This window comes from Anoxybacillus sp. PDR2 (genome assembly GCF_009834045.1).
GTDB lineage: Bacteria > Bacillota > Bacilli > Bacillales > Anoxybacillaceae > Anoxybacteroides > Anoxybacteroides rupiense.
On record NZ_CP047158.1, the window covers coordinates 2,523,869 to 2,537,893 of the forward strand.

A 14,025-nucleotide genomic window follows, 5' to 3' on the forward strand; every position below is an offset into this window, starting at 1 on the left:
CGATAAACAGAAAAAATAAAAAATGGATTTATAGCCGATTCAAAAGCACAATCCTTTTTTAACAGATGGAGGCAAATCATAGAACACTGTCCAATACAACTTTTTATAAACGTCATTCTTCGCTGAAACCTCCGTGCCTTGTCACAGGATCAAGAGACGATGCGAGTGCTATAATATATTTATGATGATGTCCCAAAGTTCATATTCTGTTCATAAACATCAAGTACAATACATACACGACAGCATAAAAATCATAGCAAAAAGAGTGGTGATCAAATCGTGCAAAAGCAATCATTAGAAGAAAAAGCAGACTGGCGCTCGTTTATCTGGATGATTCAAGCAACGAAGCCGCCTAAAATGATCATGATTATTGCGCTATTCTTAAGCGTGGCGTCTTCCATCGTCAGCTTAACGATTCCGCTATTTACGAAAAAAATGATCGATGGCTTCACCGTTTCATCATTAAATAAAACGACGATCATTTTGCTTGTTGGCGCCTTTATTGCACAAACGATCGCTAGCGGCTTCTCCATCTACTTGATTAACTATACAGGAGAAACGGTTGTATCCAGACTAAGAGAACAAGTATGGCAGAAGCTGCTGCATTTGACCATTCCGTACTATGATCGTCATCGTACAGGGGAAACGGTTAGCCGAATTACAAATGATACCGCTATTGTGAAAGGATTAATTACAGAGCATACAGCCAACTTTTTCAATGGCATTATTTCCATAACCGGCTCTGTCGCATTATTGCTGTACTTAGATTGGAAAATGACGTTGATTATCTTTATTCTGCTTCCACTAGCCGTTAGCATTATGATCCCGTTAGGAAGACAAATGTTTAAAAACTCTAAAAGGCTGCAGGATGAAACGGCGCAATTTACTGCTTTTATTACACAAGTGCTGTCAGAAATTCGCCTTGTGAAATCATCCAATGCGGAACAGCTTGAATATGAAAAAGGAAAAAAAGGCATTTCGCATTTATTTCGCTATGGATTGAAGGAAGCAAAAGTTCAGGCCATGGTCATGCCATTGATGGGAATTGTGCTTATGCTTCTGCTTGTTGTCATTCTCGGCTTTGGCGGATATCGGGTTTCTACAGGGGCAATGACGGCCGGAGGGCTCGTTGCTTACATTTTATATCTTTTCCAGATGGTCATGCCGCTTGCTGCATTCAGTACTTTCTTTACACAATTGCAAAAAGCGATGGGAGCCACACAACGCATCATGGCCACGCTGTGCGAGCAGGAAGAAGACTATCTGTCTGGAGAAGAGGTCGTCCACATTTATGAACCGATCCATGTCAACCATTTATCGTTTTCATATGAAAACGGTGAACCGGTTTTAAAGAACGTAAACTTTACGATTGAACCGGGAAAAGTGACAGCGATCGTCGGCCCGAGCGGTTCAGGAAAAACGACGTTCTTTTCCATCTTAGAGCGGTATTATACACCGACAAGCGGCAGCGTTTTTCTCGGCGAGAAACCTATTCATGCCCTTTCTTTATCTTCATGGCGCCAGCAAATTGGTTATGTATCTCAAGAAAGTCCGCTTATCGCTGGAACGATTCGTGACAATATTTGCTACGGGCTTGATCATCAAGTAAGTGACGAAGAATTAAAATGGGCAGCCGACATGGCCTATGCTTCTCCGTTTATTGAAGAATTGCCACAAAAATATGAAACAGAGGTCGGCGAGAGAGGCATCAAGCTTTCCGGCGGGCAGCGCCAACGCATCGCCATCGCCCGCGCGCTGCTGCGCAACCCGCGCATTTTATTATTGGACGAAGCCACGTCCAACCTCGACAGCCAATCGGAAATGGCGGTGCAAAAAGCGCTGCAAAACTTAATGAAAGGACGAACGACGATCGTGATTGCCCATCGATTATCGACGGTCATCAACGCTGATCAAATCATTTTCATGGAAAAAGGCGAGATTACGGGAATGGGGACGCATCAAGAGCTGTTTGCCACCCATGCGCTTTATCGAGAATTCGCCATCCAACAATTGCATCTTCATGAAGAAATGCAAAAAAATACCGCTAAAGGATGAGAACATATGGCAAAGTTATTGATTGTGGATGATGATGATCATATTCGCGAGCTTTTGAAAGTTTTGCTTGAGAGTGCGGGGTTTGAAACTTACGAAGCGGCTGACGGCCGGCAGGCGCTTCGATTGCTAGAAACCGTCAAAATAGATCTGGCCATTCTCGATATTATGATGCCGGTAATGGACGGCTGGGAATTGTGCGAAGAACTTAGGCTTTTTGCCGATATCCCCATTTTAATGCTTACCGCTAAAGGCGAGACATCACAAAAAGTGAGGGGATTTGAGCTGGGGGCGGATGACTACTTAGTCAAGCCTTTTGAACCAATGGAGCTGATAGCAAGGGTTAAAGCCTTGTTGAAACGCTACCGCATCGCGAATTCGCACACAGTGCAAGCAGGAAGGCTGTTGCTTGATGAGAAAACTTACACGATCACGTGGGACGATTCTATGCTCACGATTCCGAAAAAAGAATTTGAGCTTTTATTCAAGCTAGCGAGCTATCCTGGAAGGACACTATCAAGAGATGAATTAATTGAAGATATTTGGGGCTATGATTATGAAGGGGATGAACGAACCGTCGACGTCCATATCAAACGGTTGCGCGAACGATTTTCTGAAGAAAAGAGCGGCTTTAAAATCATAACTGTCCGCGGCTTAGGCTACCGCTTAGAGGTGCAGCAGCCGTGAACAAGCGTCCTTCCATCTTTCTTTTCATATGGCGTTTTTTCATCGGGATCTTTTCGTTAATTTCTTGTTGGACGATCGCTTTTTTCTTAACGAATTACTTGTACCGCCATTTTCATTACCATCCGTCCGATTATGTGCGCGAGCTGATTAATTTTATCGTCGGCCTTTTCATTCTGGGAGTAGCCGTTCAATTTCTTGAGAAAATGGGGGGATGGCGGGCAAAACAAATGGAATTTTTCCATTCCATGAAAAAATCATTTGAGCAAATTGCCAACGGAAATTTCAACATCAGGCTTGAATCCATTTCGCCGCACTCTCCGTTTAATGAGCTTGTAGAAAGCATTAACCGAATGGCCCAAGAATTAAGCGAAATGGAACAGCTGCGGCAAGAATTTGTTTCCAATGTCTCTCACGAAATTCAATCGCCGCTAACATCTATTATCGGCTTTATCCATGCGTTGAAAAATGACAAGCTCAGCGCCGAGCAGCGCTCCCGCTATCTTCATATTATCGAAACTGAGAGCAAACGGCTGTCGAAATTAAGCGATAACCTTTTAAAGCTGACCTCGCTTGAATCAGAGCATCATCCATTTGAACCGAAAAAATACCGGCTGGATCAGCAGCTAAAAAACATTGTGCTTGCTTGCGAGCCGCAGTGGCTAGAAAAAGCCATTGACATCGATATCGTGCTCGATAAAACCGAAATTGTGGCGGACAAAGATTTACTCGATCAAGTATGGATGAACTTGCTCCATAACAGCATTAAGTTTACTCCCCAAAAAGGAAAAATTTCGATCAGTGTGTCTAAAAGCGGACAAAAGATTCAGGTCGCTGTCTCCGATACAGGGATGGGCATGTCTGAAGAGGAAAAAATGCATATGTTTGAACGGTTTTATAAAGCAGATCGCTCGCGAAATCGCTCTGAAGGCGGAAATGGCTTAGGGCTTACAATTGTCAAAAAAATCGTTTCCATGCATCACGGCGACATCAAAGTCGAATCAACGAAAGGAAAAGGAACCACCATTTTTGTTTCTTTGCCGTCCGGCAAGTAAGTGCAAAGGGTGTCTGAAAAGCGAATGTTTCAAACGCTTTTAGACACCCTTTGTTTCGTTCAGCGGCAACGTAAACGTAAACGTTGTCCCCTCGCCGAGCTTGCTATGAGCATGGATCGTACCTTTATGCGCCTCGATAATATTTTTAGCGATGGCAAGCCCCAGCCCTGTGCCAGAACGTCCGCGAGTACGTGCCTTATCCGCCTTGTAAAAGCGCTCAAATACAAATGGTAAATCCTCCTCAGGAATGCCTGATCCCGAGTCCTGCACATGAATGGATACCCCTTCTCCCGTTTGTTCGACAACCACCTTCACCATGCCGTTCTCCTCTGTATGGCGAAGGGCATTGTCAATCAAATTGGTCAATACTTGTTCGATGCGATCCGGATCCATGTTTATATGCAAATCCTCACTCCGAAACTCTGTAGATAAATCAATTTGCTTTTCTTTCGCTAATCCTTGAAATTTGCGAGTCACCCGTTCAATGTATGGCCGAAGCTGAACATCTTCATAATTGAGCGTAATATGTCCGGCTTCCATTCGCGCCAAATCCAATAAATCATTGACAAGTCGCCCCATTCGCAACGATTCATCATAGATTACCTTTGCCATTTCTTTTTTCTCTTCATCTGTTGCCGCAATGTCATCAATGATGGCTTCGCTATACCCTTGTAGCATGGCAATAGGGGTGCGCAATTCATGTGATACATTGGCAATAAAATCCTTGCGCAGCTTGTCCAAGCGGCGCTCTTCCGTCATATCCCTCAGCATCGCCACGGCTCCACGAACAGCGGTTTGATTATAAAGCGGCGTCATTAAAATCACCCATGTCCGCCCTTGCAGCGTCACCTCTGCCACCTGTCTTGTTTCTTCCTTTACCACGCGGGCAAACTGTTCTTTTACTTGCGGCGGCAAGGCTGCCATGGCTTCGCTTTCATTTCCTTGTTCAAAATACCAAGCCTGCAAAAAACGCTCAGCGGGCGGATTGGTAATTAAAATTTCCCCATCGCGATTGAATGTGATGACTCCATCTGCCATGCTGCTTAAAATACTAGCCAGCTGCTCTTTTTCTTGATTAAGGGCATTAATATTAAACTGCAAACGCCTTCCCATCTGATTAAACGCCATCGCCAATTCCCCAATTTCATCATGCGTTAGAATCGGGACTTTGGTGTCAAATTTGCCACGCGCCACTTCAAAAGCGGCTTGCCGCATTTTGCGCAGCGGCGCGGTAATGCGCGTGGACAAAAAAAACGCAAATACGGTTGTCATGACAATGGCAATAAACGCAGCCAGAAAAATGAGCCTTTTCGTTTGCTGGGTCGTATCCTCCACGGCGTTCAGCGATTGGTAAACAAACACGGCGCCGTGTTTTCCATCGTTCAGAGCAACAGGCACACCTACAATCAACCATTCATTATAACGATCTTCTTTTGCTTGAAGACTAGGCAAATAGGTTTTCTTTTTCACTTGCTTTTGCTTTGTGATGACTGCGCGAAGCTCTTGATCTTCTTCCACAAACGATATCGGCAAATCACGAATCTGTGAGCTAGCCGGCAAATACCAATAGTGAGTTTTATCCGCGACAATGATCGCTTTGGATGTATTTCCCACTAACGTTGCCGCAATCGAACGGGCAAGCGCTTCATCCCGATGCTCCTGCATCACTTCTGATACTCTGACGGCCAGCTGTGTGAGCTCTTTTTCTGCCTCCTGCACATGATAGGTTTCGAAAAACTTTAATAATAGAATGGTTAAAATGAATAAAACACATGAAACGAGAAGCAAAATAGTCGCCCATAGCTTCCCGACGACGCTCCGCAAAAACCACATCATTCATTCACAACCTCAAATTTATACCCCACTCCCCAGACGGTGACAATCATCTTAGCAGCGGCTGGGGAAACCTTATTCAATTTTTCACGAAGCCGCTTAATGTGTGTATCCACTGTACGCAAATCGCCAAAAAACTCATAATGCCACACTTCCTTTAACAACTGCTCGCGATCAAATACTTTATCAGGCGATTTAGCTAAAAATAGCAGCAGCTCATATTCCTTTGGCGTCAAGCTGACTTCTTTTCCATCAGCCGTCACGCGATGGGCATCATTATCAATCGTTAAGTGTGGAAACACAAGCACATCCTTCGCTGTTGTATCCGTTTGGACATAAGTCATATTGGCTGCACGGCGAAGCAAAGCTTTGACTCGTAGCACGACTTCGCGCGGACTAAACGGCTTTACAATATAGTCATCCGTGCCGGCTTCAAACCCTTGCACGCGATTCGCTTCTTCTCCTTTAGCGGTCAGCATAATAATTGGTGTTGCCTTTTTTTCACGTATTTCTCGACATACTTCTACGCCGTCCTTACCCGGCAACATTAAATCAAGCAAAATTAAATCATAATCATTTTCCAACGCTTTTTTGAGGGCATCCCCCCCATTATCAGACTCCTCAATCACATACTCCTCACGTTCTAAATACATCTTCAGCAAACGGCGAATCCTCTCTTCATCATCAACAACTAAAATTTTGATTTGTTTATCCATATTGAACATCCTCCCTTGCTCACTATTTTACAAAAACCGCACCATTTTATCTATATAAATACAACTTAAAGATGGAACGAATGGCATCTGCAAAAGCCAATGGTTGAAAATCCTCGTAACGAACGCGGCCATAAAAAACGGCTTAACTCCGTATTCAAACCAATGCGAACATTGTCCATTTGGAACAGCCGAAAGACGTTCAGGCGAAAAAATCCTGAACAACGACCCATTCATGAGAAGATGCGACTGATGCTTTAAAAACGAGAATTCCTATTTTTTTACAATCGAAGTAAATCGGTGATTGTCCTCGGTCATGCCAACGTATGTGATCAAGCACCGATATCGGCTATCGTCTGAACGCTTAGGAACAAATGCTGACGCGGTAAGTTGTGTCGATATAAAATCAATGCGAGCTGATTCCAGATTTCGCAACCCTTTCCCCCTATTCTTTCTATCCATTGAAGCGTTGTCATTGTTCCTTTATGTCGATTGTTCACTCCAAATCGATATCAACATGAACAAATGGGAGTTTCTTCTATAATATGTTGTCCTGAAACTACTATCCAAAAACAAGAAAAAGGGGATCCCTTGAGAGGATACCCCTTTTTTCGCTGATGCTTATGAGCCGGCATAAGAATGCAATCCAGCAATAACTAAATTGACCGCAACGAGGTTAAACATAATAATTGCAAAACCGATCACCGCAAGCCATGCAGACTTTTCCCCATGCCATCCTCTCGATAAGCGCAAGTGCAAAAACGCAGCATAAAAGAGCCATGTGATCAGCGCCCATACTTCCTTCGGATCCCATCCCCAGAAACGTGTCCAAGCAATTTGCGCCCAAATCATAGCAAAGATCAGCGCTCCAAGCGTAAACACAGGAAATCCAATCGCAACTGCACGATAACCAATCTCATCAGTTAAATCTAAATTGACGTTTTTGACAAACGGCTGTAGCGCAGCAGCAACACGCTTCCGCAATAGGAGACGCAGCAGCAAATAAAGCACTGCACCGCCAAATAATGACCAAATGACGGTATTCAGCTTTTTGGCATTAATGATGGCCGGCATTTCTACAAGCGGCTTTAGACGGTCCGCGCTCTGCTTTTCCAGAGTCCATTGATGCGGACCGACAAGCGCCGGCATTTGATACACCACTTCTTGCGTTTCCTTATTTTTATCAACCCATTGAAATTTGGCTTCATAATCAGCGAGTCCAAAGGCGCTAGAAACCGCAACAAACCCGAGAGTCGTAATCAAGCAAAATAGCACAAATTCCAGCCAAAATGTCCGTTTTGACGATTTGGACTGATCGACTACACGAATCAAATAAATCAATCCTGCCGCAAAGCTAATCGCTAATATCGCTTCTCCCGCAGCAGCGGTTGTGACATGGATATGTAGCCAATCGCTTTGCAGCGCCGGAATCAGCGGTGTAATTTCCCGCGGAAACATGCTGGCATAAGCGATCACAAGAAGAGCAACCGGTAGTGTAAAGACGCCAAGAATGCTTGTTTTATAAATGAAATAAATGATAATAAATGCGCCGACAAGCATCATTCCGAAAAAAGTAGTAAACTCAAACAGATTGCTGACAGGAGCATGTCCAGCTGCAATCCATCGCGTAATAAAATATCCTACCTGAGACAGAAAGCCTACAATGGTAATCACAATCCCAATCGTTGCCCAACGGTTCGTTTGTGGTCGATCTTTTTTATCGCGAATCGTTCCACCGAAAAAAAATGTGCCAATTAAATACAGAACGAATGCGATATATAGCAGCGTACTACTTAGTTGCGCCATTCCCTTTTCCCCCTTGCGCTTCTTTCTTCTCTTCCTCTGCCTGATCGATCGGCATCATTAATCCCGTTCCTTCAATAATGGCTCTCACTTCATTTTTCAGACCAAACCAGTTTTTATTGGTATGAGCAGCCAGCAGCACTTCCCCGTTAACGAGTTTAAGCCAAATGCGGCGATGATTCCAATACATTCCCTGAATAACGCCAATCATAAAAATGGCTCCGCCGACTCCCAAAATCCATAAAGTAAAATCTCGGCGCACCGTCAGCGCAGATACATTTCTTGTCTCTACGCCAGCAAACGCCATTTTATATTTGTTATCACCAAACGGTTCAATTGTCTGGCGAATGGCCACAAAGCTTACCTCTCCTTTTGGCTTGTCCGGCGCATACATTTTAAAAACAAAGGCCGGATTGTTAGGAACTCGCGATTTTGTCGCCGGGTTGCCGTCATCATCAAAATAAAAATCAGGAAAGTAGCTGAGCAACTCCACCCGATAGCCTTTTCCTAAATCATAAGATGGCTTCGGATTATTTAAATCGATTGAAAGATTTCCAAATACGGTTTCCGTTTGTTTGTCAATCAGCTCAAAGGACATTTTGTTCAATTCATTCAGCTTAAAATCTACTTGGTACAATGCGTAATGGTCGTACTTAAGCGGGTCGTTGACACGAATGCGATATTCTTTCACTTTTTTTAACTTCGGTTCTTCACCAGGCACAGTTGGACCTACTCGCTTATATAGCACCGCAGTTGTTTGATAGGTTTTCGCCACCATTCCGCTTCCGACACGATCAATCGCTTCATTAAAAGCCGGATTGTCTTTTCCTTTTTCATATGTTTCAAAAACAAATTTTTCATTTTTTAAAAAATACTGGCCGTTTGTTCCGGGAATTTCTTTCGTTTCTCCTTCGCGAATCCAAAGTACCTTATCCACATACATGCCTGGTACAAAGCGAAGCATGGCGCCAATCAAGAAAATGATAAGTCCGATATGGTTGACATATGGACCCCATCGCGAAAACCGGCCTTTTTCCGCCAAAATATTACCGTTTTCTTCGCGAACATGATACCGCCGCTTCGCCAAACGCTGCTTGACGGTTTCTAAAAAAGATTCATCTTCCATGCTTGTTGCGCTAAATAAGCGCTGACGGCGCAAAAATGATTCATGGCGTGTCACCCCTTGCTTTTTTAGCGCACGATAAAGAGGCACAACTCGGTCTAAACTACAGATCACAAGCGATACCCCGATGGATGCAAGCAGCAGAATATACCACCATGAACCATACAAATTATCAAACCCTAGCTCATAGTATAACTTTCCCGCCCAGCCATACTGGTCCTCATAATATTCGGCAGGCGTCACATTAGGCGGCAAATACATTTTTTGTGGAAAAATCGTACCAATCGCCGAAGCAATCAGCGTTATCACAATGAGCCATACTCCGACCTTGACAGACGAAAAGAAACTCCAAATTTTATCAATGATTGTTTTGTTATAGGTTTGGGAACGCCGAGCGCTCCCTTCATAGCGCATATCCAGCAACGGTTTCGCCGTATGCTCCAGCGGCTTTCCGCAAGATTCGCATAACACGGTACCATATGGATTGACGTGGCCACATTCGCATTTTACTTGTTCCATAATCAAAAACTCCCTACGGTTTAATGCTTTCCATGTATTGTTTAATCATTTCTTCTGTCATGGTTCCGGTAATAATTTTCGTAATTTTGCCATCTTTATCGATTAAAAATGTCGTTGGCAACGGGTCAATCTCATAAGCGTTCATGACTTGGTCCTCACGGTCAATGACAACTGGAAATGTCAACTGATACCGGTCTACGAATTTTTGTACGCTTAATTTCGGCTCCCCTACATTCACCGCCAGCACTTCGACTCCTTGCTTTTTAAAGTTTTCATACTGTCGGCTAATGTAAGGCATTTCCTTTTCACACGGCTTACACCATGTGCCCCAAAAATTCAAAAACACGCCTTTTCCGCGATATTCAGCCAGACGGTGCGTTTTTCCTTGCAAATCTGTCAATACAAAATCAGGAGCCTCTGCGCCAACCTTGATCTCTGCTTTTTCCATAAAAAAGTTTGAATAGATGGTATACCCAACCGCTCCTAGCAATACAATTAAAATCACGGTTCGTAAAACAAGTCGCTGCTTTTTCATCACACTAACTCTCCCAAATAAAAGATGTGCCACCTATCATTATAGCAATATTCACTATATTCATAATGAAAATTCTATGAATGTTATGTGACAAATGAGAAAAGTTTCCGGTTATTTGTGAATGCCGTTCCCAGATAACGCAAGCGCGCGCAGCTGCTTCACTTCATGCGGGGATAGTTCGCGATAATCGCCAGGATTCAATCCTTTTAAATCGAGAAAGGCATATCTTTCCCGTTTCAATTTCATAACCGGACAGCCGATTGCTTCAAACATGCGGCGCACCTGACGATTACGTCCTTCATGTATGCGAACCTCAATGACCGCTGTTTTCTTCCGCTTATCCAATGAAAGCATTTTCACTTTTGCCGGTGCGGTCATCCCGTCCTCAAGCAAAATTCCTTTTTCCAGCTGCTTTAACTGGGCCCTCGCCGGAATTCCTTTAACCTTCGCCACATATACCTTCTCGATTTCGTAGCGTGGATGCATAAGAAGATTCGCGAAATCGCCGTCGTTTGTTAATAATAAGATACCGGATGTATCATAATCTAAGCGCCCAATGGGATAAATTCGTTTATCAATATCCTGGAAAAAGTCAGTAACAACCTTTCGGCCTTTATCATCTTGAACGCTTGAAATCACACCGCGCGGCTTATAAAGAAGATAGTATACAGGCTCTTCTCTCTCGACCGGAATCCCTTCCACTTCGATTTTATCTTGAGGACCTACCTTTAAGCCAAGCTCTGTCACCACTTTTCCATTTACTTTTACTTTTCCATGTAAGATAAGCTCCTCAGCTTTTCGGCGTGATGCAATTCCAGCATGTGCAATCACTTTTTGTAACCGTTCCATCATTTTCACCTCTTCAACCATCTTACTCTTTTCGACAAAAAGATACAAGTACGAGATTGTAGACCACGTCTATGCCGACTTTGTCTACAACTATTTGGCCTCATTCATTTATGGGATGTTTCATATTTGACTGGCTGGAAAATGCTTGGCAGACAAAAAACACATTCGAATGAAACGATTAATCGGGCCAAGACCATTCATAAGCGAACGGGCAAAAAGAAAGGGTTCGTCAACAGTCTGGCAGGTACACCATCCTATTTTTATCATACCCTTGTTTTTTCAAGCAAATAAAAAAGCAGCCGAGCCGGCCGCTTTATCTTCCAAATACGAGCAATATAACGATAAAGGATACAACAAAACTCAAAATATCAGCTAAAATTCCGACCTTTAGCGCATCCCCCATTTTGCGGATGCCGACAGCCCCAAAATAAACGGTCAGCACATATAATGTCGTCTCCGTGCTGCCTTGAATCGTTGAAGCAAGTCTTCCTACAAATGAATCAGGGCCGTATGTTGCAATTAAATCTGTCGTCATCCCTAGCGCCGCTGTTCCTGAAATCGTCCTTACCATGGCTAATGGCACCACTTCTGCAGGAAGACCAATCGCTTCAGCTAATGGCTTTATAAATCTCATCATATAATCTAAAGCGCCGGATGCACGAAAAATAGAGATGGAGACAAGCATACCGACTAGATAAGGAATAATCGAAACAGCAATGGAAATTCCCTCTTTGCCCCCTTCAACAAATGACTCATAGGTAGGTATTTTTTTCCATGTGCCATATAATAAAATAAAACCAATGGTGAGCGGAATCAGCCACAGCGAAATGATTTGAACAATCTCCATCATCGCTTTCCACCTCTTGTTCGTCTCCAATAATAATAGCGATCAATGAAAATCGCACCTATCGTTGAAATCGCTGAGGCAACAAGAGTCGTTCCAATAATTTCCCCCGGCGCTGATGATTCATAGGTCATGCGGATCGAAATCACTGTGGCTGGAATCAATGTAATTCCCGACGTATTCATCGCTAAAAATGTCACCATTGAACGGCTGGCTGTGTCGCGATTCCCATTGAGCTTCTTTAATTCCTCCATCGCCTTAATTCCCATCGGCGTTGCTGCATTTCCAAGGCCAAACATATTAGCGATCATATTCGAAACAATATATCCCATTGCCGGATGATCCGCCGGCACTTCTGGAAATAAGCGGCGGACGAGCGGCTTGCATAGATGCGCCAGCTTCGTAAGCAAACCTGCATGCTCAGCAATTCTCATCAAGCCAAGCCAAAACACTAAGATACTTATCATTCCGATGCTGATGGTAACCGCTTCTTTCGCTCCTTTGAATACCGCTTCATTCACTTCATTCATGGTTCCGTTAAACATCGCAAAAACAATTCCGACGAGTGCCAGCATAGCCCAAATAAGATTAACCATTGCCGCCCACACCTAAAAAGAAAACTTGCTTCCAAACTAGTTCAGCAGCGTCCTTTGACGTTTGACGCAAAGAAGGTTTATATAAAAGCGGCACTTCATCTACTGCCTCTCCATTCAAGTACAGAGTGGCCTTACCGACAATTTTTGGAACGAGTTCTTGATCCTTTTTCCATTGCTTTTTTGGACGAATGAGTTGAACATGGAGACGCAGCTTTTTCATTTCTTTGTCAGTAACCGGATATCGCAAATCGCGAGTGGCCTGAATATGATAGCGATAAAAGCGATCGTCCACTTTCCGACCCATTTTTTTGCTGTTTATTTTTGCCACCACATAATGGTCAAAGCCATATTCGTACATAGAAATATGATCATTCCAATCGTCAGGGGCATTCAGTGTCACGGCAATTAAATTCAATCCTTCTTTAGAAGCAGTCGTGACAAGCGTTCGCTTCGCCTTCTTCGTATATCCTGTTTTTCCGCCCGTGCAGTATTCATAAAGGTTCGTTAGTAGTTTATTTTTATTGCGCCAGATACGGTCCCATTTTTCATCAGGGTTTGGCGCGCGATATGTTTTCGTCCCGGAAATCTTGCGAAACTCTTTATTTTGCATAGCATAGCGCATTAATAATGCCATGTCATAAGCGGTTGAGTAATGATCCTCCGAGTCATCAAGACCGTGCGGATTGGCAAAATGCGTATTTTTCATTCCTATTTCCAGCGCCTTTTGGTTCATTAAAAAAACAAACCCCTCCACACTTCCGCCCACATGCTCAGCGATAGCGACAGCGGCATCATTACCAGAACGGAGCATCAAACCATAGACAAGATCGCGCAGCTTGATTTTTTCCCCTTCTTTCAAATAAACGGATGACCCCTCTGTTCGCACTGCACGAGAGCTCACCGTAACGGTATCATTCATTTTTCCTGACTCTATCGCAATAATCGCTGTCATAATTTTGGTAATGCTAGCGATACGCCGTTTCGTAAAAGCATCCTTTTCAAATAAAATGCGCCCAGAGGATTGCTCCATTAAAATCGCACTTTGCGCACTAACTCCTTGGGCCTCCGCTCGCATCGGAATACATGAAAAAATCACCGCAAGTGCTATGATGAACATCATCCATCGTTTCTTTTGCTCCATGTAATCCCCATCCCTTTTGCCGTTTTGTACAAGTGTATGCATCAGCTGAGCGGATATGCTTGGAAATGTCCAAGTCTCCGCAAAGATCACACATCATTGGCAAGGTGGGAAAACGGTCTAGAATCTTTGTCTGAAGATCCGATAGCCCAATCGAATGACAATCATGAGATGTTTGTCACCGTGCTTTTTACAGACACCATTCGTTCCATCTTTATAATAAAAAAGACGTCCCTTTCTTTTGGAACATCCTTCTCTTCGTATAGAATGAACCTCCCCCA

Annotated in this window: 12 protein-coding genes; 3 read left to right on the plus strand and 9 right to left on the minus strand. The window is 43.6% G+C overall.

The genetic code is table 11. From position 1 onward, the window contains the following. Positions 1-330: 330 nt before the first annotated feature. From GRQ40_RS12125 to GRQ40_RS12135, 3 genes are read left to right on the plus strand one after another with little or no spacing between them, the layout of a single operon-like run. Positions 331-2,055, plus strand: coding sequence for an ABC transporter ATP-binding protein (locus tag GRQ40_RS12125; protein WP_159720873.1), 1,725 nt, complete (start codon positions 331-333; stop codon positions 2,053-2,055). A 6-nt stretch (positions 2,056-2,061) separates the two neighbouring features. Beyond that, entirely contained in the window at positions 2,062-2,739 is a 678-nt protein-coding gene (locus GRQ40_RS12130) for a response regulator transcription factor (protein WP_159720083.1), read from the plus strand. Then, entirely contained in the window at positions 2,736-3,791 is a 1,056-nt protein-coding gene (locus GRQ40_RS12135; RefSeq protein WP_236546313.1) for a sensor histidine kinase, read from the plus strand. Before GRQ40_RS12130 ends, GRQ40_RS12135 begins: the two co-directional genes overlap by 4 nt. 39 nt (positions 3,792-3,830) lie before the next feature. On the opposite strand, the gene GRQ40_RS12140 is transcribed toward GRQ40_RS12135, so the two are convergent. The 9 genes from GRQ40_RS12140 to GRQ40_RS12180 all read right to left on the minus strand — a co-directional run bounded on the left by GRQ40_RS12140 (position 3,831) and on the right by GRQ40_RS12180 (position 13,747). After that, positions 3,831-5,624 (minus strand): ATP-binding protein, encoded by a 1,794-nt coding sequence (locus tag GRQ40_RS12140; RefSeq protein WP_082741628.1) that lies wholly within the window; start codon positions 5,622-5,624, stop codon positions 3,831-3,833. Beyond that, on the minus strand, positions 5,624-6,340 hold the full coding sequence (locus tag GRQ40_RS12145) for a response regulator transcription factor (RefSeq protein ID WP_044742195.1): 717 nt from the start codon (positions 6,338-6,340) through the stop codon (positions 5,624-5,626). The genes GRQ40_RS12140 and GRQ40_RS12145 overlap by 1 nt, the downstream gene beginning before the upstream one ends. A gap of 618 nt (positions 6,341-6,958) precedes the next feature. Then, entirely contained in the window at positions 6,959-8,143 is a 1,185-nt protein-coding gene (gene ccsB, locus GRQ40_RS12150; RefSeq protein ID WP_159720084.1) for a c-type cytochrome biogenesis protein CcsB, read from the minus strand. Then, on the minus strand, positions 8,127-9,782 hold the full coding sequence (locus GRQ40_RS12155) for a cytochrome c biogenesis protein ResB (RefSeq protein WP_159720085.1): 1,656 nt from the start codon (positions 9,780-9,782) through the stop codon (positions 8,127-8,129). Before GRQ40_RS12155 ends, ccsB begins: the two co-directional genes overlap by 17 nt. Positions 9,783-9,795: 13 nt before the next feature. After that, positions 9,796-10,317, minus strand: a complete 522-nt coding sequence (gene resA, locus GRQ40_RS12160) for a thiol-disulfide oxidoreductase ResA (protein ID WP_201295958.1) — start codon at positions 10,315-10,317, stop codon at positions 9,796-9,798. A 111-nt stretch (positions 10,318-10,428) separates the two neighbouring features. After that, complete coding sequence (rluB, locus tag GRQ40_RS12165) at positions 10,429-11,166, minus strand: 23S rRNA pseudouridine(2605) synthase RluB (protein WP_159720087.1); 738 nt, start codon at positions 11,164-11,166, stop codon at positions 10,429-10,431. Between the two features lie 313 nt (positions 11,167-11,479). Continuing rightward, positions 11,480-12,013: a spore maturation protein gene (locus GRQ40_RS12170; protein ID WP_159720877.1), complete on the minus strand. Its 534-nt coding sequence runs from the start codon at positions 12,011-12,013 to the stop codon at positions 11,480-11,482. After that, positions 12,013-12,606, minus strand: a complete 594-nt coding sequence (locus GRQ40_RS12175) for a nucleoside recognition domain-containing protein (RefSeq protein ID WP_044742189.1) — start codon at positions 12,604-12,606, stop codon at positions 12,013-12,015. Before GRQ40_RS12175 ends, GRQ40_RS12170 begins: the two co-directional genes overlap by 1 nt. Further along, complete coding sequence (locus tag GRQ40_RS12180) at positions 12,599-13,747, minus strand: D-alanyl-D-alanine carboxypeptidase family protein (protein WP_044742188.1); 1,149 nt, start codon at positions 13,745-13,747, stop codon at positions 12,599-12,601. The genes GRQ40_RS12175 and GRQ40_RS12180 overlap by 8 nt, the downstream gene beginning before the upstream one ends. Between the last annotated feature and the right edge of the window lie 278 nt (positions 13,748-14,025).

What these genes read in the sequence shown, in the direction of transcription:
- GRQ40_RS12125 (WP_159720873.1), top strand. Translation starts at nt 331, where the DNA reads ATGATTCAAGCAACGAAGCCGCCTAAAATGATCATGATTATTGCGCTA.
- GRQ40_RS12130 (WP_159720083.1), top strand. Translation starts at nt 2,062, where the DNA reads ATGGCAAAGTTATTGATTGTGGATGATGATGATCATATTCGCGAGCTT.
- GRQ40_RS12140 (WP_082741628.1), bottom strand. Translation starts at nt 5,624, where the DNA reads ATGTGGTTTTTGCGGAGCGTCGTCGGGAAGCTATGGGCGACTATTTTG.
- GRQ40_RS12145 (WP_044742195.1), bottom strand. Translation starts at nt 6,340, where the DNA reads ATGGATAAACAAATCAAAATTTTAGTTGTTGATGATGAAGAGAGGATT.
- ccsB (WP_159720084.1), bottom strand. Translation starts at nt 8,143, where the DNA reads ATGGCGCAACTAAGTAGTACGCTGCTATATATCGCATTCGTTCTGTAT.
- GRQ40_RS12155 (WP_159720085.1), bottom strand. Translation starts at nt 9,782, where the DNA reads ATGGAACAAGTAAAATGCGAATGTGGCCACGTCAATCCATATGGTACC.
- resA (WP_201295958.1), bottom strand. Translation starts at nt 10,317, where the DNA reads ATGAAAAAGCAGCGACTTGTTTTACGAACCGTGATTTTAATTGTATTG.
- rluB (WP_159720087.1), bottom strand. Translation starts at nt 11,166, where the DNA reads ATGGAACGGTTACAAAAAGTGATTGCACATGCTGGAATTGCATCACGC.
- GRQ40_RS12170 (WP_159720877.1), bottom strand. Translation starts at nt 12,013, where the DNA reads ATGGAGATTGTTCAAATCATTTCGCTGTGGCTGATTCCGCTCACCATT.
- GRQ40_RS12175 (WP_044742189.1), bottom strand. Translation starts at nt 12,606, where the DNA reads ATGGTTAATCTTATTTGGGCTATGCTGGCACTCGTCGGAATTGTTTTT.
- GRQ40_RS12180 (WP_044742188.1), bottom strand. Translation starts at nt 13,747, where the DNA reads ATGGAGCAAAAGAAACGATGGATGATGTTCATCATAGCACTTGCGGTG.